This is a genomic window from Corallococcus sp. bb12-1 (genome assembly GCF_026626765.1).
GTDB lineage: Bacteria > Myxococcota > Myxococcia > Myxococcales > Myxococcaceae > Corallococcus > Corallococcus terminator.
Genome location: NZ_JAPNJZ010000019.1, coordinates 1 through 22989 on the forward strand (window position 1 = coordinate 1; position 22989 = coordinate 22989).

The window sequence follows — 22989 nt, forward strand, 5'->3', positions numbered from 1 at the left end:
CGGAGACGTACCAGGTGCCCGCGGCGGGGCTGTTCAGGGTGCACGTCTCCGCGTTGCCGCTGGCGTACGGGCGGCAGTTGTAGGCGCTGGTGGTGGGCTGCGAGCCCTGGCGCACGTAGAGGTCCGCGTCACCCGTGCCGCCCGACTGCACGACGGTCAGCGTGGTGGCGCCGGCGGGCACCGTGATGGCGTAGTGCGTGAAGGAGCTGGACGCGCCGGACAGGCCCGTCTTCTCCAGCAGCGTCGTGCCCGGAGGAGGCGTCGTGCCGTTGATGGTGCTGTTGATCCACGACTCGAAGGACGACACGCGGCCGTACAGGCCCGGGTAGCGCGAGTCCGCGCAGCCGTAGCCCCAGCTCACGATGCCCGCGAGGACGCGGGTGCTGCCCTTGAGGACGGTGAGGGGACCGCCGGAGTCACCCTGGCAGGAATCCTTGCCGGGGGAGGCCGCGCCCAGCTGGTCCGCGGAGATGACCTCGCTGGGGTACTTCGCCTGCACGTCGGCGTTGGTCATCAGCGCCACGTCGACCGTCTGGAGCGTGGTCGGCAGCGAGGAGGAGCCGCTGCTCAGCGTGCCCCAGCCCGTGACGCGCGAGATGACGCCCGCGGCCGTCACGCCCGCGGCGGCGTCCGCCGCCGTGACGATGGGGATGGCCTTCGCGTCCGCGCCGGTCAGGTCCAGGGGCGCGGACAGCTTCAGCAGCGCCGCGTCCTTGCCGATGTTGGCGTCCACGTAGCCCGGGAACACGACGACCTGGGTCACCGTGCGGACCTGCCCGTTGGTGGCCGTGCGGTTCGTGATGCCCGCGACAACGCGGCCCGGCTTGCTGATGGTGCCGCTCGAGTTCACGCAGTGCTGCGCGGTCAGGACCCAGTTCTCGTTGATGATGGAGCCGCCGCAGAAGTGGCTGCCGCCCGTGCTCTGCAGGGACACCTGCCACGGGTTCGCCGCGATGGTGGTCGCGGTGCCGCCGACGATCTCCTGCGTGGTCTCGGCGGGAGGAGCCTCCGTCGGGGCCTGCTCCTGGCTCGCCTGCGGCCCACAACCGATGACCAGCAGCGACATCACGCTCGCGGTAGCCCAGCCACGCACGACCTGACCTGAAAGCATGTGAACCTCGTTTAGGTGGTATTTGCGGAAACGGTCGCATTGTGGAGGAGCCCGGAGCTTCTTGTAAACTCCTCAAGCGCGTTTTTTATCGCAACCGGATGACTACTGTATGTCTCACCCTGTTTCATCCGTTGACGCTGCCCGGTCGTTCCCACGGCGGAATTCCAGTGAACGCTTCGACGAGGAAGTCCACCATCACCCGGACCTTGGCGCTCACGTGGCGGCGGCTGGGGTAGAGGGCCAGCACGTCGATGTCCGGCAGGTGATGGTGGGGCAGCACTCGCACGAGCCGGCCCAATCTCAGGTCCTCCGCGACGAGGAACGTGGGCTGCCAGGAGATGCCGGTGCCGGCGAGTGTCGCGGCGCGCAGGGTGTCACCGTTGTTGGTGTGCATCACGCAACGCACCTTCACGCTTGCGGCCGCGCCGGTGTCATCCACGAGATGCCACTCGTCGGCGGTGGCGGAGTAGGAGTAGCCCAGGCAGGCGTGGTCGCCCAGGTCCGCGGGGACCTTGGGGCGTCCGTGGCGGCGCAGGTAGGCCGGTGACGCGCACACGAGGTTGCGGGACGTGGCCAGCTTGCGCGCCACGTGGGTGGTGGCGCCCGCGCGCGAGACGCGGATGGCCAGGTCGTAGCCCTCGTCGATGATGTCCACGACCCGGTCGTTCAGCGCCACGTCCAGCTCCACGTCGGGGTAGCGGCCCATGAAGCGGGGCCAGAGCGGCGCCAGGTGCAGGATGCCGAAGCTCACCGGGGCGTTGATGCGCAGCCGCCCGCGCGGCTGCAACGACGCGGAGGACGCCAGCGCCTCGGCTTCCGCCACCTCGTCCAGGATGGAGCGGCCCCGCTCGTAGAGCGCTTCACCTCCCTGGGTGAGCGACAGTTTGCGCGAGCTGCGGTTGAGCAGGCGGGTTCCCAGATGTGACTCCAGCTCGTTCACATACCGGGTGACATTGGCAGGCGACGTGTCGAGCGCATGCGCCGCCCGCGTGAAGCTGCCCTTCGCCACCACCGTCACGAAGACCTCGAAAGCGCGCAGCCGGTCCATCCCCTGCCTCCTCAAGATTCACAAAAGCTGAAGGGTTGAACCATCTTCGCTGCCTTCTTCCAAGGGAAGCTGAACCCTATGTTTCATTCATCGACGGGGCACGACGCCTCGCCGGGTGGTTCTTCCCCTTCGCGTCCTGGAGTCCGTCATGTCCTCCTTCTTCACGTCGTCCCGCCGCACCCTGCTCGCCGCCGCCGCCGCCGGGCTGGGCGCCTCGCTGATGGTGGCCTCCGCCGCCGGGGCCGCCACGGGGCCGTCGCTTCCCCGGGGCTTCGAGGAGCGCTACGCCGACGTCAATGGCACCCGCCTGCGCTACGTCATCGGAGGCCAGGGTTCGCCGGTGGTGCTGCTGCACGGCTACACGCAGACAGGCCACATGTGGCTGCCGCTGCTGCCCAGGCTTGCCCAACACCACACCGTCATCGTGCCGGACCTGCGCGGCGCGGGCGGCTCCGCCAAGCCGGCTTCCGGCTACGACAAGAAGACGCTGGCGGTGGACATCCACGCGCTGACGACCTCGCTGGGCCATGAGCGCGTGCGCATCGTGGGGCACGACATCGGGTTGATGGTGGCGTACGCCTTCGCGGCCCAGTTCCCCCAGGCCACGGAGCGGCTGGTGTTGATGGATGCGTTCCTGCCCGGCGTCGGGGATTGGAAGCAGGTCTGGCTGCTGCGGGACCTGTGGCACTTCCACTTCACCGGCGAGACGGCCCTGGCGCTGGTCAAGGGCCGGGAGCGGACGTACTTCGAGCACTTCTGGAACGACTTCGCGGCGGATCCGAAGCACTCCGTGCCGGAGGCGGACCGGAAGTTCTACGCGAAGGCCTACGCGCAGCCGGGCGGGATGCAGGCGGGCTTCGAGTACTTCAAGAGCTTCGAGCGCGATGCGCAGGACTTCGCCGGGTTCGCGGCGACGCCGCTGACGATGCCGGTGTTGGTGCTGACGGGGGAGAAGGCCAGCGGCAACGGCCTCATCGAGCAGGCGAAGCTCGTGGCGTCCAACGTCCAGGGTCAGGTCGTCCCCGGCTCGGGGCACTGGCTGATGGAGGAGGCGCCCCAGGTGGTGATCCCCGCGCTCACCACGTTCCTGGATGCGCCGTGAGGGACGCGGCTTGCGCGCCGCGCTCGGGCCAGGGCACCACGCCGAGCGCATCCGCAGCGAGCAGGAAGTCGCCCACCATCCGGCCCTGGGCTTCGAGCATCGCCGGGGAGGCCGTCGCCGCGAGCACTTCGCGGCCCCGCTCGCGCCACGCCGCGTCCTGCGTGAGGGCGTGCAGCGCCGCGAGGAAGCGAGCGGCTGCCACGTTGTGCGCGAAGGGACGCTCTCGCCTCGCGAACATGCCCACCGCGTCCCCGTCCGGCGTCTGTTCGTAGAGCGCGCCTCCTGACGGATCCGCGAAGTCCCGTGTCATCGCCTGGCCCACGCGCAGGGCAGCCTCCCGGTAGCGGGCTTCCCCCGTGGTCCGCGCGAGCAGCGCCAGGGCCCGGCCCAGTGCCGCCGCGTCCGCCAGGAAGCGCGGTCCCGAGTGGGGTGTGGACTCGCGCCACACCTCGCCGTCGCTTCCCACGTGGGTCGCGAGCAGCACGTCCAGGGCCTTCCTCGCGGCGGCGAGGGATGCGGCATCACCGGTCGCTTCGTGCAGCGTGACGAGCGCCGCCACGGCGAGCCCGTTCTCGCGCGCGTACACATGCGTGTCCACCCACGGCATGCCGAGCGCCCGACGGCCCGCGTCGTCCCGCGCGTAGTACACGTGCCCGTCCACGAACGGAATGCTCCGGTCGTGCGCGCCCACGTCCGCGTCCTGGTTCGCGTGGAACGTGCCGTCCGGTGCCTGGAGGAAGCGCTCCAGGTAGCGCGCGATGCCGCGCGCGTCGTCCAGGAGCGCGGGCGTGCGCAGCAGGGCCCAGGCCCGCGCGTAGGCCTCCAGGTTCGAGGACTGCATGAACATCAGCTTCTCGAAGTGGGGTGCCTTCCAGTGGGGCGCCGCCGAGTATTGATAGACGCCGCCCCACACGGGGTCGAGCACCGCGCGCTGCCGCTCCAGCGTGTGGGTGACGCGCTCGCGCGCCGCCGCATCCCCGTGCGCGGCGCGGAGCACCTCGAACTCCACGTTGGCCCCGAGCGGCGCCTTCTGGGTGCGGCCCCAGCCGCCCTCCTTCGGGTCGTACCAGCCGTCCATGCTCCGGGCCACGCTGGCGGTCACCCACGGCAGCATCGCGGGGGACGCGGGCAGGTCCAGCGACAGGGGGCGCGCGGTGTCTCGGGATTCGGCCTCCAGGGCCTCCACGCGCTGGAGGAGGACGCGCAGTCGCTCCGGCGCGAGGTAGCCCCGGTACTTGCCCACCTCCTCCGCGCCCGGCGTCAGGAGGATGGTTGCGGGCCATCCGTAATCCACCCAGCGCTCCGCGAGGTCCGGCCGCGCGTCCACGTCCACGCGGATGGCAACGAAGCGCTCGCGCAGCAGCCGGCCCACTTCCGTGTCGCGGTAGGTCGTCTCGTCCATCACGTGGCACCAGTGACACCACTCGGCCGCGCCATCGACCAGGATGTAGCGGCCCTCGCGCTTCGCCCGCGCGAAGGCCTCCGGGCCCCACTCCTCCCAGGTGAAGGCTTGCGTCTGTCCCAGGGCCCGGGCCCGGACGATGTCCACCGCCGGGGGCGTGCCGTCACGCACGTGGCCTCCGGGCGCGGCGGCGCGGTGGCAGGCGGACAGGGTGAGCACGAGGAGCAGCGCGAGGGGCGGTGGAGCACGGTGCATGTGCTCCACGGTACGGCTCCGGGGCCCGGGTGGTTTCACGCGGGTGTCAGGGCAGGGGCCGGCGGTGTGACGACTTCTCCGCCCTGTCGCCAACCCGCGCTTTTCCCTACCATCTGCGCAGTGTCAGGGTTCACGCGGCCGGCGCGTGCGATTGCTTGCTCCAGGATGAAAGACGGCCTCGTGCCGCCCTGCTTCCTGGCGGCTGTTGTGGATTAGGATTGCAGGGCTGGCGTGGCCGGGACCGCCCGCGGGTGAGGGGATGATGAACATGCGGTGGATGTCGGGTCGGATGTGGGCCGTGGTGTGGGTGATGGGCAGCTTGATGCTGGCGGGATGCGGCTCCTCCACGTCCTCCCAGGACGCGGGCCCTCCGGACGATGCGGGCACCCTGGGCGACGCGGGCCCCTCTCCCGACGCTGGCAATCCAGACGGTGGAGAGACCGCGGAAGGCCTTCCGTGCGAGCGCACGCTGGGCGTCTGCGCGGGAGCCCGGCGCGCCCAGGTCGATGGTGTCCCTGAATCGGTGTGCACGGCGCGGTCGTATGGCGCTGCGTACGAGGGCGTGGAGACGCGCTGTGACGGCGTGGACAACGACTGCGACGGGGTGACGGATTTTCCCGCCCGGTGGTCGAAGGTCGTGTCGCTGACGGAAGCCAGCACCCGGAACAATGTGAGCAGCCTCCGCGTGGCGGACGGCGTGCTGCTGGCGACGGTCAGCTCGGTCGGGGTGGCCCGGATCACGCGGCTGGATACTTCCCTGGCGCCGCAGGAGACCACGGAGGTGTCCGTGGCCGTCGTCACGCAGGAGTCCTTCAGCACGATGTACAGCCAGTTGCTGGCCACCTCGCGGGGGCCCGCGCTGTACTACTCCTCGTCGGATGGGATGCCGGACAACACGCGGGGCTTTCTCATCCCGCTCGATGCGCAGGGGCATCCCCAGCCGGGGCCGCGGGGCGGCACGGTCCTCTTCGACCATCCCGTGGCCCGGGTTTCCAGCCGGGTGGCCCTGTCGGCGGACGGCTCGCGGGTGTTCGCGGTCTGGAAGGACGCTGCCAGCCCGTCCAGGACGGCCCGCGAATTGATCGGCACGGTCACGGACCTGGATGGACAGGTGCAAGTCGCCCCCAGGTCCCTGTTCCAGATCCATCCGATGTCGTACGCCATCCTGACGGATGTGGATGTGTTGCCCTTGCGTGATGGCGGCTTCCTGGTGTCGGTCATCACGGACTCCGGCGCTGCGGAGGGGGGAACGCTCCGCCTCCAGCGCTTCGACCGCGAACTGCTGCCCGTCGGTGAGGAGCGCTCCTACGAGCCGGGATACGAGGCCCGGCCCAGGCTCGTGGACCTGGGGGCGGAGGCCGGTGGGCCGCAGGCGTCCGCGGCCCTGGTGATGCGCAACCTGGAGGGCTTCCCCACGCTGAAGCTCATGAAGAACCTCTTCGAGGGAGGCGCCGCCGAGCCCCTGACCCGGACGACCTCCTACGAGCACGCCTGGTTCGAGTCCAGGATGACGTCACGGGGACTCCAGGTGGCCTGGCTCTCCGCCAGCAACCCGACGCCGTCGGGAGGCGATGACTGGTTCGACTGGCGCGGTCGCTTCTGGGGCCTGTCGCCGGGAGGTACACCCAGGGACTGGACCCCCAGCACCGAAGCGTTCCCCCTGCACCGGTTCGCGCAGTGGGTGCTGCTGGAAGAGCTTCCGGAGAACTGGATGGGGGCCTTCGTGATGACCTCCATGCAGACGCCGGAGACGCACGAACTCCAGGCGGTGCGCTACTGCGCGCCCTGAAGTCCGGGGCGCGCTACTCCGCGATGAAGGTGAAGCCCCCGGCTACTTCCAACCGGTAGCCGGGGTCCTCGAACAGCACGCGCGTGCCGGTGCCTTCCAGCATCTCGCGCACGTGGCTCACGTGGACGCGCAGCGAGTTGTCGTGCAGCCGCGGGTCGTAGTCCGCGTTCCACATGGCGCGCACGCAGCCCTCCTTGGACAGCGTGCGTCCCGGCTGCCGGGCCAGCGCGTACAGCAGCCGGCGGGGCAGGGCGCGACGCTCCAGTGAGACGACGCGCCCCGGGGCCCGCAGCTCGTGGCGCTTCGCATCCAGCACCACCGCGTCCGCGGCGCTGGCCGGAGCGACCGCGACCGCCGCGTGTGGGGAGGCGAGGGTGCCGAAGAGCTCCGGAATCAGCTCCGGATCCACCTCGCCCTCCGCCGCCGTGCGCGCGGCGTGCTCCAGCGCCTGCTCCGCTTCCTTCGCGCGGCCCGCGTGCCGGTGGAGCGCGGCCCGCGCCAGGTGGCCCAGCGCCCGCTCCAGCGCGAAATCCACTCCGAGCGCCATCGGCTCCAGCGCGGCGAGCAGCCCCGTGGCCCGCACGGAGTCCCCCTGCCGTGCCGCGCTCCAGGCCGCCAGGGCGCGCTGCCGGGCCGCGATGCCCGGACGCACCTCGCGCGGCTCCACCGTGACGGGGGCGTCCTTCGGTCCCGGCACGTCCAGGGTCCTCGCCACCTGCACGGCCCGCAGCAGCCCCAACACGCCGCGCGCCCGGATGTCCGCCTCCACCGCGTCCAGCAGCGCCTGTCCCTCCGCGCGCCGGCCCAGCTCCAACAACATGCGGCCCGCGCCCACCCGGCAGAGCAGCCGCACGAAGAGGTAGCCCGCGCGCTCCGCCCGGCCTTCCGTCTCCCGCAGCGCCAGAAGCGCCGTCCGCCGCTGTCCCAGCTCGCCCCGCACCCACGCGGCGATGCAGTCCAGCTCCAGCGCGAGCCGGGGCGCTCCCAACTGTCCCAGCCGCTCCCGGGCGCTTGAGAGCGCGGCCTCGGCTTCGGTGAAGCGCCCCAGCCGGCTCAGGATGCCCGCGGACATGGCGGCGACGAGCGGGCCTCGCGAGTCGAGCGGTGCGTCCTCCAATAGCGCCACGCACCGGGCCAGCGGCTCCGCCAGCTCGCTGTCGCGGCCTTCGATCCACAGCATCAGCGCGCGGGCATAGGCGCACCAGCCCAGCACCCTCCGGTCCCCTCCGGATCCCGCGTCGCCGCCGGCCGCCGCCGCCGCTCCGTCCAGCATCGCCAGCGATTCGTCCAGGCGCCCCTGGAAGAAGCGCAGCGCCGTGAGGGCCAGGAGCTGCTGGAGGAACACCTCCGCGCTGCCAGGCACCGGCATCGCCTCCAGGGTGCGCTCGCACGCGTCCGGCTCCAGGGCGAAGAGGGCCACCCGCACCAGCACCGCGCCCACGCCCTCGCGCAGGGCCTCGCTGCCCGGGACTCCGTCCGACGCCTCCAGCGACGCCCGCAGCGCCAGGAGCTCCGGGTAGGCCCGGCGCAGGTCCAGCAGCCGCACGCGCGCTCGGGCATGCGTGAGCCGCACCTCCGGCGTGCGCAGCGGGGCGGGCAACGAGTCCAGCAGGGAGAGCAGCTCGTCGGCGGCGCCGTGGCGCACCAGCGCTTCCCCCTGCGCGACGATGAAGGCCGCGCGCGCCTCGTGGCGGCCGAGCGCCTGGAGGTGGCGGCACACCGCGCGCACCCGTACCACCGCGGGCAGGGGCTCGAGCTCCAGCACCTCCAGCAGGGTCGCATGCGCGGCGTTCACCTCGTCCGGCCCGAGCATCGACACGAGCGCTTCGCGCACCAGATCATGGACGCCGTGCCGGCCCCGCGCGTCCGTCTCCACCAGCAGCCGCGCGCCCAGCCGCCGCAGCGATGCGTCCGAGGCGCTTCCGGGCAGCACGGCCTGGAGCGTGCTCGCGGTGAGCGGCACCGCGCTCAGGGCCAGCACCGCGGCCAGGCGCCGCTCGTCGTCGGGCAGCGCCGAAAGCGCCGCGCGCACCGGTTCCTCTCCTCCGGTGTCGCCGGCGTGGGCGCGGCGCAGGAGGAAGGGCAGGCCGCGCGAACGGCTCCACGCGGCCTCGAAGCCCTCCCGCTCCCCGTACAGCGTGCCCAACTGCCGCCACAGCAGGCGCGCGGCTTCTTCCGGCAGGCCATCCAGCCGCAGCTCGAAGCGGTCCGGGCTGGTGGCGTGCCGGGGCACGGACTCGCGCGAGGTGGCCAGCAGCGTCCCCTTGCGCAGCCGCCCGCCCAGGTCCTCCAGCAGCACCGTGCGCTCCGGGGGACCCAGCACGTGCAGGTCGTCCAGCACGCACAGCGCGCGGTGGGACTCCATCTCCCGCACCAGGTCCTCCAGGCGGGACGCATCCGACAGGGCCTGGGCCACGGGCGCTTCGCGCAGGAGGCGGCGCACGTCGTCCACCACCGTGTCCAGCGAGTCCCCGGGCAGGACACGCCGGTGCACGACAGGGCCCCGGTGACGCGCGGCGACCGCCGCCACCAGCGCGGACTTGCCCGCCCCGGGCAGGCCGTAGACGACCCCGGTGTGCACGCGCCGGAGCATCTCCCCCAGCCGCCGCACCTCCTGGGCACGGCCCACGAAGACGGCGGGTGGACCGAGCCCCGGGGTGGATGGCGTGCGCATGGCGCCCGCCATTGTAGGGTCGGGAGGGCCCCGGCTGGCAGCCTGCCGTTATTTCGCGGTGACCGTGCCCGGGACCGTTCCCCCGGTGGTCCTGTCCAGGAAGGTCCAGAGGAGACTCACCCGGTCGGCCACCGAGGTGGCGTCGTAGTTCGCCGTCGGTGACATCAACACGGAGATGGCCTCCTCCGGCGTCGCCGCGTTGGCCATCGGCAGCACCCAGTCCGGTGCCCGGTCTCCTGCGGGGAAGCCGGGGAGACCCTGCTGGTAGGCCGCGATCCAGTCCCTGGCGATCTGCTGGACCTGTTGGGCCTCCGCGTTCGTCCAACTCATCGTCACCGTCTCGCCGGTGCCCGTCATCGCCGGGAACACCTGTCGCAGGCCGTCCACGCTGCCCGGGTCCACGCCTGCCAGCGTGGCCGCGTAGGTCTGGGTGGACGGGTCGCCCACGGTGCCCGCGATGTCGAGCGTCACCGGGCCAATCTGGCCGGAGTATTCGAACTGCTTCCGGCCGTCGTCGTAGTTCGTGTACGTGTATCCGTCGCTCACCGGGGTGTTCTCCCCGAACGAGATGCCCACCGTCAGCTCCGTGGACACCTCCCCGGAGACAACCTGGACGGTCGCGGCGTTGGAGGTGCCCTTCGCGGCGTCGTTGCCGGGCAGCTCTCCGGTGGTCATGAAGCGGTCATAGGCCGCCTGGCCTTCCGGGGTGGAGATGTCGAAGTCCACCTGCCGCGCGGTCTGCTGGTCCACCCTGCCCGTGGTGGACAGGCCGACCTCCACGTCCCCCACCCCGATGCTGAGCCCGTTGGTGCGCGCCACCATCTCCGTGGGACCGATGGTCACCCGGACCGTCTCGTCGTCCACCTTGTTGATGGCGATGGACATGCCCTTGGCGCGCTCGACGCTCTCGTTCAGCGTGACATCGAACACGCTGGCGATCTTCTTGAACGTCACCGACAGGCCGGTCTCCATGAAGGCCTCGCCGTGCATCTCGATGGTGGTCCCCACCGGCAGGTTCTCCGGCGCGAAGGGACTCAGTTGCACGGCGGCCTGTTCGGCGGACGTGATGCCCGCCGCGGCCGTGGTGGGCAGGGACACCTGGTAGGAGCCCCGGGCGCCCACCGCTCCCGTGAGGGTGGCGTCCACGCGGGACGTCTCCACGCTGGCCTCCCCCTTGATGCCGACCTCCGCCTCCACGCTGAAGGTGGTCATGTCGCCGTCGGTGCTCTGGCCCCGCTCAAGCTCGCTGTATGCAGCGACCTTCACCGTGAAGGGCTCGGATTCAAACTCCGCCTCCACCTCGGCGCTGTCCTTCACCGACACGCCGTTGGCGGTGACGGTGCTTTCCGTCCCCACGCTCACGGTGAGTGGATTCTTCGCGGTGGCCGGCTGGGACGGGGCCTGGAGGAACGCGGGCGCACTGAAGGGGTCCAGCATCGGGTTGCGCTGGGGGCTGCTCCGGGTCGGCGCGGGCGTGAAGCCGTCGGTGAAGAGGCTGGGGCCCTGCTGGGGCTTCGCGGCCGGAGCCGGCGCTGGCGCGCTGACCGTCCCCTGCGGCCTGCTCACGTTCGGCTTCTGGATGAAGAGGCTGAAGGGCTTGTGGCCCTGGATGAGTCCCGACATGTGCGTCCCCCTGTTGCTTCCGCTGGAGGAGTTGTCGCCCAGGTCGTGAATCCAGTGGCATTAAGCCGGGTTAAATCCGCGTCGTTCCCCCTCAGGTGTCATCGAGGCTGAGCCCGCGCAGGTGGTTCACGTCCCCCCAGGTCACCATCCGGAACGCGCCTGCGTGGAGGTCGAACTGGTTCCAGCTCGCGTTGAGCACGGAGAAGGCGCGCGGCGTGGCGGGGGGGATGCCCAGGCAGGCGCGAAGGAGGCTGCTGAGCAGGCCCCCGTGCGTGACGACCACCACGCGGGCCTCCGGGTGCCGGGCCCCGAGCTCCTCCAGGCACTGGACCGCGAGGCGCAGCCGCTGGGACGTGCTCTCCCCCTGGGGGATGGCGAAGTCGGGTCCGCCGGCCGCGTACTCGGAGAAGACCTCCGGGTGGCGCTGCTGGGCCTCCGTGCGCGTCAGCCCTTCGAGGATGCCCAGCCCGCGCTCGCGCAGCCGCGGGTCCTGGCGGACGTCGTGGCCCGTCCTCGTGGCGATGCGGGACGCCGTCTGCACCGCCCGGTCCAGGTCGCTGCAATACAGGGCCTGGAAGGGCAGGGTGGCGAGGCGCGCCGCGAGCGCGTCCGCCTGCCGCAGCCCTTCGCGGCTCAGGGAGCTGTTGAGGTGGCCCTGCAGGCGCCCCAGGGCGTTCCACTCCGTCTCACCGTGGCGGAGCAGGATGAACTCGGTCGTCATGCCCCCCAGCGTGGCGGGACACCGGCGGAGGAGCAAGTCAGATGCACGGCGCGCGCCCGGAAGGAGCGGTTGTCTGTCTTTCCGAAAGGGATTGAAGGGATTCGTGATAGGTTTCAGGTCATGAAAAACATGATCAGGTATTCGTTGCTGGGTGTGTCTTTCTTCCTCGTGTCCCTGGCGACTCGGGCGGAAGCGTCGGGCGGAAGGGGAATGAGCTGGGCGAAGGTGTCCCATTCCTCGGGAGTCGACGAGGTCGGGTGCTGGGGCTGTGATGCCTATGTCGGAGAGACCTCCTGCACGGCGGCCCTTCCCTTGCTGTGCATCCGTCAGGATGGCGCGTCGCGGCCGGCCCAGACCCCTGCCAGCTACTATCCCTCCTGGGCGGCCGGGAACATCGCGACCACCCTTCCCATCTCCGGCTCGCTGTTGACGAGTCCGGCGTCCGCCAACCAGATGTGCGTCCAGTTCTTCGGCGCCGGCTGGCGGATGGCGGAGTTCCACGACGCGGGCGGGTGGGGGTTCAACGCCTACGGCAACGTCCGGACCGACACCCGCTTCTGGGTTCACATCAATGACCAGTCCGCCAACTGCTGGAATCCCTGAACCGCGCTGACGGTCGTGGCGGGAGGAAGGGCCGGAGCGCCTCCTCCCGCCTGACGCGGTGGACTACTCGAGGGGCTGGAGCGGCGACCGGCAGCCGGAGCCCTTGCCCTGGTTGTTCACCACGATGGTGTAGTCATTGTAGTCCACCACCTTGTCATTGTTCAGGTCCGCCGCGGGGGGCGCGGGAGGGACCCGGTAGCCATAGTTGCTGAGCACCAGATTGTAGTCCGTGCCATCCACGCAATAGTCCTGGTTGGTATCCCCGAGCACCGGTGCCGGCTTCGAGTCGGCGATGCCGGTGAAGGTGCCCCCGGTGGCGGTCGACAGCTTCTGGAGGAAGGTCTGGAAGTTGGAGACGGACGCGACGGTGCGCGGGGTGGGCAGGTCTCCCTCGATGACGACATCGCGGGAGTCCGAGGGCGTGCCGGTCAAGGTGATGAACGGGTCCATCAGCGTGGCGTAGATCGCGACCGGGAACGTCGTGACGGGGTTGGGGTTGTTGGGATTTCCCGTCCGCGCCTTGTTGAGGAGCTTCCAGTTCCAGGAGTTCTCGGTGGGGGTCGAGGCGTCCTGCGACGTGCTCAAGGGGCCGGCGCACTGGTCCGTGACCAGCGTGTTGTTGTCCTCACCATCGGAGTAGAGGTGCAGGAGCTTGCCCGCGTTGACGCTTCCCTTCTTGTAGGCGTCCAGCGTGTCGAGGGCGGCGCAGGCCGCGTGCGCCAGGGGGGTCCCCCCCGTGGGACCGGCCATCCCATTCAAGGTGATGAGCGTCGCCGCAGCGGGCGCGAAGCCCTGGACCTGGGAGGAGGTGGAATCCTGGAAACGCCACACCGCGAAGAAGTGGTTGGGGCTGTTGTTCGTCACCGCGGTCTTCGCCAACTCGATGGCTGCCTGGAACCGGGTCTTGCCGGAACCGTCCGTGCGGACGGTGGACATGGAGCCGCTGGTGTCCACGAGGATGAGGTGGTGGAACTCTGTCGGAAACTGCGCGCGGGCCTCCTGGAGGGGCAACAACAGGCTCAGGGCGGCAGCCGCCAGCGTCGGAATGGCGAATCGCTCAAAACGCATTTTCATGCTCCGGGGGTGAGGGGTCACTGCTCGAACGTCAGGGGCTTCGTGCGGCAGCCGGTTCCCTGGTTGTTGACGACAATCGAGTAGTCGGCGTAGTCGACCACGCGGTCGCCATTCACATCCGCGGCGGGGTTCGCGGGCGGCACCCGGTGGCCATAGTTGGCGAGCACCAGGTTGTAGTCCGTGCCATCCACGCAGTAGTCCTGGTTGGTGTCGCCATACACGGGCATGGGGCTCGTGTCGGAGATGGGCATGTAGGTGCCTCCCGAGGCCGCGGACACGCCCGACAGGAAGGCCAGGTACGCGGGAGGGAGCGTGGCGCTCATGGACTCCTCCGGGCGCTCGGTGCCGGTGTCCTCGGCGACGGGGTCCGTGGTGCCCGCGAAGGTGAGCTGGTTGGCGAAGACATCCACGTCGAACACCAGCCGGAACGGCGCCGCGCTGTCCCGCAGCGGGTCCCCCGTCTTGAGCATGTTGCGCACCTTCCACTGCCAGGAATCCACGGCGAGGTTCGGGTAGGCCGTGGTGCTGGACGGGCCGTAGCAGAGCGAGCCGGGGGGCGTGCTGTTCTCCTCGCCGTCGGAGACCAGATGCACCACCTTGCGCGCCTCGACGCCCGGCTGGTGCTGCAACAGCTCATCGACGGAATCACAGACCGCGTAGGCCAGGGGCGTCACGCCGTTGCCCACGGCCAGCTTGGCCAGGGTCGCGATCGTCACCTTCGCGCTCGAGAAGCCCTGCGCCTTGACGTACGTCGTCCCCTCGAACGTCCACACCGCGTAGGAGCGGGGCAGCGCCGACGGCAGGAGCGAATAGGTCCGGGCGCGCGTGATGGCATCCGTGAAGCGGGTCCGGCCGGTGGACGGACGGACCGCCTGCATGGAGCCGCTGCGGTCGATGAGCAGGAGGATGTGCTCCTCCGTGAAGTTCTGCGCCTGGGCTTCGCCGCCCCTGAGCATCAGCGCGAGGCCGGCGAAGGCCAGCGCGCGCAGGGCGGCGCCGTACACCGTGGATGTCTTCATTGCATCTCCTGGGAGGACTGCTGGAATGTCTGTCACCGGGCTTCAGAGCCCCTGCACCTGGACGGGCAGGAGCGTGTCGTCCCGCGTCCCGTCCCCCAACTGGCCCTCGCCGTTGTAGCCCCAGGCCCAGGTCGAACCGTCCGAACGCCGGGCCATGGAGTGGTAGTCCCCGGCGACCACGGACACGACGTTGCTCAGGCCCGCCACGTACACCGGGGTGTAGCGGTTATCGAGCGAGCCATCGCCCAGCTGGCCATCGAAGTTGAAGCCCCACGCCAGCACGAAGCCGTCTGACTTCAGCGCGAGCGTGTGGAAGTCCCCGGCGACCACGGACACCACGCCGCTCAGCCCCGGCACCTGCGCGGGGAAGGCCCTGCTGGAGATGGTCCCATCCCCCAACTGGCCCGTGGCGTTGTAGCCCCAGGACCACACCGTGCCGTTCGAGCGGAGCGCCAGCGAATGGTAGGCCCCGGCGGCGATGCTCACCACGCCTGTCAGCCCCGTCGCCTGCACCGGCAGGATGCGCCAGGCATTGCTGCCATCGCCAATCTGACCGTCGAAGTTGTAGCCCCAGCACCACACGGTGCCATCCGAGCGCAGCGCCAGCGAATGGCTGTGCCCGGCCGCGATGGCCACCACCCCGGACAGGCCAGAGACCTGCACGGGCAGCAGCCGGTCCGTGGTCGTCCCGTCCCCCAACTGGCCGTAGCGGTTGAACCCCCAGGCCCACACCGTGCCATTCGAGCGCAGCGCCAGCGTGTGGTAGCTGCCCGCGGCCACGGCGGAGATGCCGGACAGGCCCGCGACCTGGATGGGCAGGGTGCGGTTCGTGGTCGTCCCATCCCCCACCTGCCCCCGCTCGTTGCCGCCCCAGCTCCACACCGTGGTGTCACCCTTGAGGACCACCGTGTGCCGGTACCCAGCGGCCACGGCCACGCTGTTGCTCAGGCTGGTCTGTCTTGGGAAGAGGCTGTCGATGTCCGTGCCATCGCCCAACTGCCCTTCGAAGTTGTCCCCCCACGTCCAGACCCTGCCGCTGGCGTCGAGCGCGACGGAGTGGAGCTGGCCCGTGCTCGCTCCCGCGTTGCCCAGGGTGAGGTTGCCCGCCCGCACGGGGCTCACCTTCGGTTGGAAGGAGCCATCCCCCAACTGGCCGAAGGCGTTGTCCCCCCACGACCACACCGAACCATCCGCGCGCAGGGTCAGCGAGTGCTTGTAGCCCGCGACCAGGGTGGTGCCGCCCGTGAGGCCTGTCTGGAGGGGCAGGAGGCTGCTGGTGGTCGTCCCATTGCCCAGTTGGCGATAGCGATTGTCGCCCCAGGCCCACACCGCGCCGTCCTCGCGCACCGCCAGCGAATGGTAGTTGCCGGCGACCACCGCCATCAGGTCGTTCAAACGCACCTGCACGGGCAGGGAGCGGTTGACGGTCGTCCCGTCGCCCAGCTGGCCGTTGGCATTCAGGCCCCAGGCCCAGGCCGTGCCATCCGAGCGCAGCGCCACGGCATGCGAGGCTCCGGCCGACAGCGTCGACACGTTCGCCAGGTTCTTCACCAGCGCCGGCGCACCCCGGGACGTCGTGGTGCCATCCCCCAACTGGCCATACCGGTTCTCACCCCAGGCCCACACCGTGCCGTTGGATTGCAGCGCCAGGGAGAGGTTGCCGCCGGCCACCACGGCGATGATTCCGCTCAGCCCCGTCACCCGCACCGGGACCGCGCTGCTGGTGGCCGCGAGCGTCCCCAACTGGCGCGCGCGGTTGTCACCCCAGGCCCACACCGTGCCGTCCGAGCGCAGGGCCAGCGAATGGGCGAACCCGGAGCCCACGGAGAGCACTCCGCTCAGTCCGGAGACCTGCACGGGCACGGTGCTCGCCGTCAGGGTCCCGTTGCCCAATTGGCCGGAGGAGTTGTCCCCCCACGACCACACGCTGCCGTCCGCGCGCAGGCCCAGCGAGTGGTAGTCGCCGGAGGACACGGCCACCACGTCGCCCAGGTTGCTCACCCGCACGGGCGTGGGGCTGTCGGTGAGCGCGCCGTTGCCAAGCTGGCCCTGGCGGTTGAACCCCCAGGCCCACACCGTTCCGTCCGAGTGCACGCCCACGGAGTGGTACTGGCCCAGGGCCAGCCTGGACGCCGAGGAGCGGCCGCCCAACGGCGAGCGCACCTGTCGCAGGCGCGGCGCGTCGTCACCGTCCACGGGCCCGCAGGCCGAAAGCAGGCACGCCCCGAGCAGCACTCCCAATGTCAGACGCCAGAGCCCCGCGTGGGGCTGCTTCATCCCGGACATGCGCATTCCTCTTGTCCCGGGCGCCGTCAACGACGGCACCAGGTCTTCCCTTCGGGGTCCTTGCAGCCTTCCAGCACCCAGCGCGCGATGAGGCCCCGCACCTGCGCGGGAAGCTCGGTGCCCGCCATGGGCATGCCGGGTTTCGCGGCGACCAGTCCGTGCTCCGCTTCCAGCGAACGGGTCTCCAGGCGGCGCCAGAACTCCTCGCCTGACTTGCGGCCCAGGTAGGCCTTCAGGCCCTCCGCGTCCGCCTTGAAGGCCCCGGCCGCGCGCGGGCTGGTCGCGTGACAGTGGACGCAGGTGGCGTCCCGGAAGAAGGAGCCCCAGAGGTAGGGGATGAACGCGGGCGGCACCGCCTGGGGGACCGCCGCGGCCTCCAGCTTGAGCCGGGCGACGCCCGCATCCAGCGCGCCCTCCGCCTCCGTCCTCGCCGCGCCGAACCAGCGGTAGAGCAGCTTCGCGTCGTCCAGGGACAGCTCCACCACCGGCATCAGGCGCGCCCTGCCCGGCACGCTGGCCTGGCCCTTCGCGTACGCGTGCAGCCACTGCGCGGTGTGCAGCCCCAGCGCCACGGGACCCCGGCCCGCCATGGGCTTCGTGCCGCCGTGGCAGGAGCCACAGCGCGCGGTCCACAGCGCGTCGGCTGCCTTCTTCTCCGGCTCCGTCAGCTTCGCGGGCGCTTCCTCACGGAGGGGCTCGCGCACCGCCAGGAGCGCGGCCACGGAGCGCAGCGCCTTGGGGGTCAGCGCGGGGTAGGCCATCATCCGGGGCGCACGACCGCCGTCCTTCGAGGACAGGCTGCCGGGACGCCGCAGGAAGGCCGCGAGCCGCTCCCCGGACACCCGGGGTATGGCGCCACCACCGGGCTCCACCGCCTCCGGTGCATTCATGTACGACAGCGGCGAGGTGGCCATGCGCACCAGCTTTTCCTCGCGCACGGGCACGGCGAAGTAGCGCGCGTCGCGCTGCCCCTGCTGGTTCAGGCGCGCGACCTCGTTCAGCTCCGCGTGGCAGCCGTAGCACTGGCTGTCGTTCCACCGGCCCAGGCCGTTGCCGAAGCGGGCCTGGGGCTCGGTGCGCTTCGGGGTGTGGCAGCCCACGCACTCGGTCGCCTCCGGCCCGCTGGCCGCGGCGAGGACGGGCGTGCTCCACGCCAGCAGGAGCAGGACGAGCAGCTTCATCCGCCGCTTTCCGGTGAGGCGGTGATGCGCACCCAGGACGGCTCCGCCTGCAGGTCGGCGATGCCCTCCGTCACGGCGCGGAAGTCCGCCGCCGTCGACGTGTCGCTGGCGTCCAGGCACCGCGCATAGGCATCCACCAGCACGTAGCCGGACACCGTCCACGCCTCCGCGCCCACCTGCGCCGGGGGCAGCTTCTGGAGGATGCATCCGCGCATCCTCTGCTTGCGCGCTTCCGGGCCCTCCGGTTCGACCCCTTCATTGCCCGAACACGCGGCCCAGCCGAACAGCCCCGCGACGACCCACATCCCTCTCCACATGGTCAGACGTCCTCCTCACGCCGGAGGCGGCCATGGCGCGCGCCATGGCCGCTTCCGGAAGTTGTTGCCGCGAAACGGGAAGCCCCCCGGGGCTATCCGAACGTCAGGGACAGCGGCGCGGGCGTGCAGATGTAGGCCTGCTGGCCCGCGGTGAGCGCCGTCATCGTCGCCGTCTGGGCGGTGAGATCCAGGGTGAAGGACTTCATGTAGATCTCCCAGCCCACCTGCGGATCCGACGTGACGAACAGGTAGGGCGCCGTCTGGGCCAGCTTCGCGGACTCGAAGAGGACATCCCAGCTGTTGCCCACCAGCTCGCTGGCGGCGTTGGTGCTCAGCACGCCGGCCTGCACGAGCCGCTGGTTGATGGGGCCCAGGTTGAGCCGGGCGCTCGCCGGGTCGCACAGGGGCACGGTGGCGCGCAGCACGATGACCGCGTGCGTGTTGATGAACGCCATCGTCGCGACCTCTTCCTCGGGGAGGAAGTACACGCTCAGGCTGCACAGGGTGGGGTAGTTGCCGGCGAGGACCTTCGGCTTGAAGCCCTCCGGCATGTAGGCCGTCAGGGCCTTGATCTCCTCGGAGGGCTGGCAGGAGCCGACCGCGGGGACCGGGTTGGTCTTGATGTCGGTGATGCCGTTCTGGGAGATGAAGCTGTTGTATTGGTTCAGCCGGTGCGCCGTCGGGGTCAGGTTGAGGATGACCCGGCGGAACCCGCTGGCGCCGGAGACGCCCGTCGAGACCTGCTCATACTTCGTGTAATAGATGGGGCCGCGCGTCATGCCGATGTAGGGCACGAAGACCATCTCGTTCTGCTGGATGCGGCGAACGTAGTCGAGCGGCGGGGACGTCTGGGCATTCGCTGCCGGAGCCATGACGAGCAGGCTCAGCACGGCGAGGGTGAGGGCGTGTTGGATGCGCATGGGGGTGTCTGCCTGGAAGGAGGAAAAGGAAGACGCGGGGCCACGGCCCCCCGGGGAGGGTAATCCCCCGGGAGACAGCCAGCCCCGCGTTTCCGGTCAGGCCCTTACGGCTGGCCCAGCATCGCGCGGCAGCCGGCGTCCGCCATGTCCCAGTAGGTGCGGCCCGACTCGAACCCGCCGATGAGGCACGTCACGTTGAGGTTGGTCCTGGCGTTGAACTCGGTGGGACCCGGGTTGTACTGGACGTAGACGACCTCGTTCTTGTCCAGGATGAGCTTCTCGTAGTTGGCGCGCAGCGTGAAGACGGAGTTGACCTGGTTGGAGACCTGGCCGTTGACCGGCGTCGTGTACTTGCGCACTTCGTTGAACAGCTCCGTCTGCAGGCGCTGCTGGACGGCGTTCACGACGTTGATGAAGTTGGCGTCATTGGGAGCGCGGGGACCCCAGGTGCCGTTGGTCTGCAGGTACTCGATGCGGATGCCGCACGCGTTCTCCGCCGTGCACTGGGTCAGCCGCTCGAAGAAGCCGCGAACTTCGATGTCCACGCAGGAGCTCAGGTGGAAGGCGGCGAAGGTGCTCGCCTGCTCGAACATGGACTTCCAGTTGATGTTGAAGCGCGCCTGCCGGGTCAGCTCGCTGGTGCGAACGGTCCACTCGACCTGCGCGTTGACGACGTGGTCCCACTGACCGCCGCTGCTCATCATGGCGCGCAGCGGGCCGGCCCAGTTGGGCAGCGTGGTCGCCTGGAACGGGATGTCCTGCGCCACGGTGCTGTTGCCGACCGGCGGCGAGCTGGTGAACTTGTACATCACGTTCGTGTCCAGGTCGTACGGCTGCGTCGGGTCGTCGTGCGTGAAGCACTTGGGAATGGTGACGTTGCGCACCTCACCCGTCGACGGGCTGGTGACCTGGATGATCTCCTTGTCGCACTTGATCTCCACGCGGCCGTTCGGCGGCGCGTAGCCGGAGAGCATGAACTGGCTGCGGGCCGCCTTCGACGGGGCCGCGGCGATGCGGAAACCCTTGTTGAGGGCCTCCGTCTGCAGCAGGCCCAGCGCGCCCAGGTCGCTGGTGGTGGAGAACGAACCACCCAGCGTGGTCAGCTCCTCGCCCGCGAAGAAGCCGAAGGACGGGGTATAGGCGGTGATGTTGAAGCGCGGGATGGGATTGGTGCTCAGCGGCGACTGCACCGCCACGCCACCGCGGCGCGGGATGTAATAGACAAGCTTCAGGTCGTCCGTGTCACCCAGCAGGGTGAAGGCATCCTGCACGGTGGCGGAGAAGTTCTGCGCCACGGGGCGGGCCGAAGGAGACATCGGCGCGGCCATGGCCTGGGTGGAGGAAAGCGCGATGACGGCGGCGGACATCAGCAGTTTCTTCATGTGTCTGGGTCTTCCTTGATGCGTGTGGGGTGTAACAGAGGGCACACCCGTCTCGTGTCCGCGCACCGGAAGGTGGCGGCTTCTGTATGGCATTCCCGTGGCCCGGCTGTCTTCCAGCGCGTGCGACAAGGATTTGCATGGAATCAATGCCCAGGCCGTGTGCGCAACGCGTGGTTCGCACACCCGGTCTGATGTGAGACGTGATGGATTCCCCCCCGATCCAGGGCACGGCAGCCCTACCTGGACGGGACACAGCATACAGAAAGCAGACAGCACGCATAGTGAAAATCGCTCTATTCGTGAGAATTCACTATTCCAGCTAAGTGCTGAATTGCGTCATTTTATGTGTTTATTCAGCGGGTGAATATTGCTGTCTGCTTTAGCTGTGACGCGACCCAGGGGGTGAGGTCACTCCGGGTGAATATTGCGGACACGGGCTTCCGGTGATGTCGCGGTGCGGCGCGCGGGAGGGGTGGGGCCCGGTCGCCCCTCCCGGCCCTTCCGCTCCAGGGTAGGCTCCTGGAGCGCCATCTTGAGCTGAAGACCTGGAACCCCCACGAGGTGTGCCTGAGCCCCCGCTGGGGCGTCAGCGCGGGCCTCGTCGTGGTCCGGCACGGCCAGGAGTGGTTCCTGCGCACCTTCTACGAGACCTGGCTCGCGCAGCCGGAGGCGTTCCATTCCCTGGAGGACCTGGAGCGACTCCAGGCCTGCCTGCGGCGCACGACGCGCTCCTTTTCTGTTTCGCCGGGGAGTCGCGGAGTACGACGGGTGGATGACCGTGCTGGGCCCCATGCGGAGGGGACAGGTCCGCAGGGTGCCTCCCTTCAAGCTCCCCTGAAGACGGTTCTTGCGGTGGGAGCCAGCGGGAGCCGCGGCTGAGCCACCGCCGGCGACGCCGCCCGGTGTCCCCTTACCGGGCGGTGTCCCTGCTTCAGGGCAACCACTCTCCGTTGAAACAGACCTTGAGGTGGGACGTGTCCGGCGAAGGGTCCTCGAAGAAGCGCGTCACCATCTCGCGGAAGTCCGGCACGGTGTACGCGGGCAGGTCGTCGCACACGTCGTTGGTGGCGTTGAACGGCTTGAAGGGCAGGCGCCACGGGCCGTAGACGCCGTGCAGTTGTGAACCCACGCGCGGATCATCCGAGGGCGCGAAGAGCCAGCGCACGCCGGAGTCGCGCATCTCGCGCGCCATCAGGTCGTCCCACTCCTGCAGGGCGGCGTTCGTCTTCGCGCTCAGGTCCGTGAGCCCGTGGTGGGTGGTGTACACGGGGTCCCGGCGGTTGGTGGCCGCCAGCGTCCGCAGTCCCAGCCCGCCCCGGGCCACGGGCAGGTGGAGGGATGCCACCGTGGGCAGGCCCGCGAAGCAGTCGGACTCCTGGCGCCCCGCGGCCCTCGCCAGCGCGCGGCACTCGGGGCTGAACTCCGCCTGGTAGAGGGTGGCGAGCTGCGCGGAGACGACGGTGTCTGGCATCCCCATGCCGCTCTGGGTGTAGTCCGGGTTCGTCCAGTTCAAGGGCATCCAGCCGGCGCTGGAGATGACCCACAGCCGGCGGGCCGCCTGGGCCCGGGGCAGGGCGCGGGCGAGCTGGTCCGCGTTGTTCTGCGCGCCATTGCCTCCGGCGGATGAGCCCGTCCACACCACCTTGAGGGCGTTGTTCCGGTCATCCAGGCCGTAGTCGCGGCGCAGCACCTCCAACAGGGCGCGCACGTTGAGCCGGCCGTTGAAGCGCAAGCGCAGTCCACCATCCACCGGTTGCGGCGTGGGGTTCGTGCCGGTCCACAGGTCGCTTGAGCAGTAGTGGGCGCTCACCTGGTTGGCGTCCGCGAAGGTGGGGTTCTCCTCCGGGTCGCGCGACAGGATGCCGGAGCCCGCCCGGGTCTCCAGCGCCCGGTCCGCGGGCTCGCCCTTGCTGGTGAGCAGCACCCCCCGGTTCGCGCACGCGCTGGTGGTGCCGTCGCAATAGCCGCCGCCGCCCAGGTTGATGACCCACACCTTGCTGCCGGTGGGCGAGGGGCTGAAGTTGAAGGCGAAGCTCGTCCCGTCGTTGCACTTCGCCCCCGCCCAGCGTGAAGCCTCCCGGAGGGCCGGGCGGATCGTCTCCACCAGGACACCCGGCTTCATGCGGCAGTCCCGCGCCACCTCGTAACCCCGGCAGGTGCTGGAGCAGACCGTCTGCCCACCGGTGTACAGCGCGGACAGGGCCGTGCACGCCACCGCGCCGCCTCCGTCACACAGCTCGTCCTGCTCCAAGATGCCGTTGCCACAGGTGGCCACGGCGGCGGAGGCCACCGCGCCGACCCCCTCCGGTGGCTCTGTTTCCCACGACACATCCCTGCCACAGCCCACCAGCAGCCCGAAGGCGACGACGAAGACATCCATCCGCATGGGTTCCCCTTCCAGCAAGACACTGGAGCGGTTCAACCCAGCGCATCCGCCAAGGTTTCGGGAAAAAACTCCGAAACTGGCTTTCTCGGAAATCTT

Annotated in this window: 17 protein-coding genes; 3 read left to right on the top strand and 14 right to left on the bottom strand. The window is 70.0% G+C overall.

Annotation, left to right across the window (positions count from 1 at the left end; genetic code table 11):
- On the bottom strand, positions 1 to 1111 hold a 1111-nt coding region (locus OV208_RS25295; RefSeq protein WP_267576462.1), incomplete at its 3' end, for a trypsin-like serine protease.
- 124 nt (positions 1112 to 1235) lie between these two features.
- Positions 1236 to 2159: a LysR family transcriptional regulator gene (locus tag OV208_RS25300; RefSeq protein ID WP_267576463.1), complete on the bottom strand. Its 924-nt coding sequence runs from the start codon at positions 2157 to 2159 to the stop codon at positions 1236 to 1238.
- A 148-nt stretch (positions 2160 to 2307) separates the two neighbouring features.
- On the opposite strand from OV208_RS25300, the gene OV208_RS25305 reads away from it, so the two are divergent.
- Positions 2308 to 3261 carry an alpha/beta fold hydrolase gene (locus OV208_RS25305; protein WP_267576464.1) on the top strand — a complete coding sequence of 318 codons (954 nt, stop codon included), beginning with the start codon at positions 2308 to 2310 and terminating at the stop codon, positions 3259 to 3261.
- Here the strand turns inward: OV208_RS25305 and OV208_RS25310 are convergent.
- The gene (locus tag OV208_RS25310) at positions 3236 to 4918 is read right to left on the bottom strand and encodes a DUF255 domain-containing protein (RefSeq protein ID WP_267576465.1); all 1683 of its coding nucleotides are present in this window, start codon (positions 4916 to 4918) and stop codon (positions 3236 to 3238) included. The genes OV208_RS25305 and OV208_RS25310 overlap by 26 nt on opposite strands.
- Positions 4919 to 5186: 268 nt before the next feature.
- On the opposite strand from OV208_RS25310, the gene OV208_RS25315 reads away from it, so the two are divergent.
- On the top strand, positions 5187 to 6707 hold the full coding sequence (locus OV208_RS25315; protein ID WP_267576466.1) for a putative metal-binding motif-containing protein: 1521 nt from the start codon (positions 5187 to 5189) through the stop codon (positions 6705 to 6707).
- A gap of 13 nt (positions 6708 to 6720) precedes the next feature.
- Here the strand turns inward: OV208_RS25315 and OV208_RS25320 are convergent, their stop codons facing one another.
- The 3 genes from OV208_RS25320 to OV208_RS25330 all read right to left on the bottom strand — a co-directional run bounded on the left by OV208_RS25320 (position 6721) and on the right by OV208_RS25330 (position 11725).
- Positions 6721 to 9381, bottom strand: a complete 2661-nt coding sequence (locus OV208_RS25320) for an AAA family ATPase (RefSeq protein WP_267576467.1) — start codon at positions 9379 to 9381, stop codon at positions 6721 to 6723.
- A gap of 48 nt (positions 9382 to 9429) precedes the next feature.
- Complete coding sequence (locus OV208_RS25325; protein ID WP_267576468.1) at positions 9430 to 11004, bottom strand: hypothetical protein; 1575 nt, start codon at positions 11002 to 11004, stop codon at positions 9430 to 9432.
- A gap of 91 nt (positions 11005 to 11095) precedes the next feature.
- Positions 11096 to 11725, bottom strand: a complete 630-nt coding sequence (locus OV208_RS25330) for a histidine phosphatase family protein (protein ID WP_267576469.1) — start codon at positions 11723 to 11725, stop codon at positions 11096 to 11098.
- 120 nt (positions 11726 to 11845) lie between these two features.
- Here OV208_RS25330 and OV208_RS25335 point away from each other — a divergent pair, with 120 nt between their 5' ends.
- Positions 11846 to 12328: a flagellar hook-length control protein gene (locus tag OV208_RS25335; protein WP_267576470.1), complete on the top strand. Its 483-nt coding sequence runs from the start codon at positions 11846 to 11848 to the stop codon at positions 12326 to 12328.
- A 63-nt stretch (positions 12329 to 12391) separates the two neighbouring features.
- On the opposite strand, the gene OV208_RS25340 is transcribed toward OV208_RS25335, so the two are convergent.
- The 8 genes from OV208_RS25340 to OV208_RS25375 all read right to left on the bottom strand — a co-directional run bounded on the left by OV208_RS25340 (position 12392) and on the right by OV208_RS25375 (position 22893).
- Entirely contained in the window at positions 12392 to 13396 is a 1005-nt protein-coding gene (locus OV208_RS25340) for a VWA domain-containing protein (protein ID WP_267576471.1), read from the bottom strand.
- Positions 13397 to 13419: 23 nt separating this feature from the next.
- Complete coding sequence (locus tag OV208_RS25345; protein ID WP_267576472.1) at positions 13420 to 14421, bottom strand: hypothetical protein; 1002 nt, start codon at positions 14419 to 14421, stop codon at positions 13420 to 13422.
- 42 nt (positions 14422 to 14463) lie between these two features.
- On the bottom strand, positions 14464 to 16707 hold the full coding sequence (locus tag OV208_RS25350) for an RCC1 domain-containing protein (RefSeq protein WP_267576473.1): 2244 nt from the start codon (positions 16705 to 16707) through the stop codon (positions 14464 to 14466).
- A 26-nt stretch (positions 16708 to 16733) separates the two neighbouring features.
- Positions 16734 to 17888, bottom strand: coding sequence for a hypothetical protein (locus tag OV208_RS25355; RefSeq protein ID WP_267576474.1), 1155 nt, complete (start codon positions 17886 to 17888; stop codon positions 16734 to 16736).
- Positions 17885 to 18205 carry a hypothetical protein gene (locus tag OV208_RS25360; protein WP_267576475.1) on the bottom strand — a complete coding sequence of 107 codons (321 nt, stop codon included), beginning with the start codon at positions 18203 to 18205 and terminating at the stop codon, positions 17885 to 17887. The genes OV208_RS25355 and OV208_RS25360 overlap by 4 nt, the downstream gene beginning before the upstream one ends.
- 92 nt (positions 18206 to 18297) lie before the next feature.
- Entirely contained in the window at positions 18298 to 19125 is an 828-nt protein-coding gene (locus OV208_RS25365) for a hypothetical protein (protein ID WP_267576476.1), read from the bottom strand.
- Between the two features lie 104 nt (positions 19126 to 19229).
- Positions 19230 to 20507: a hypothetical protein gene (locus OV208_RS25370; protein WP_267576477.1), complete on the bottom strand. Its 1278-nt coding sequence runs from the start codon at positions 20505 to 20507 to the stop codon at positions 19230 to 19232.
- Positions 20508 to 21438: 931 nt separating this feature from the next.
- Positions 21439 to 22893 carry a pectin acetylesterase-family hydrolase gene (locus tag OV208_RS25375; protein ID WP_267576478.1) on the bottom strand — a complete coding sequence of 485 codons (1455 nt, stop codon included), beginning with the start codon at positions 22891 to 22893 and terminating at the stop codon, positions 21439 to 21441.
- Between the last annotated feature and the right edge of the window lie 96 nt (positions 22894 to 22989).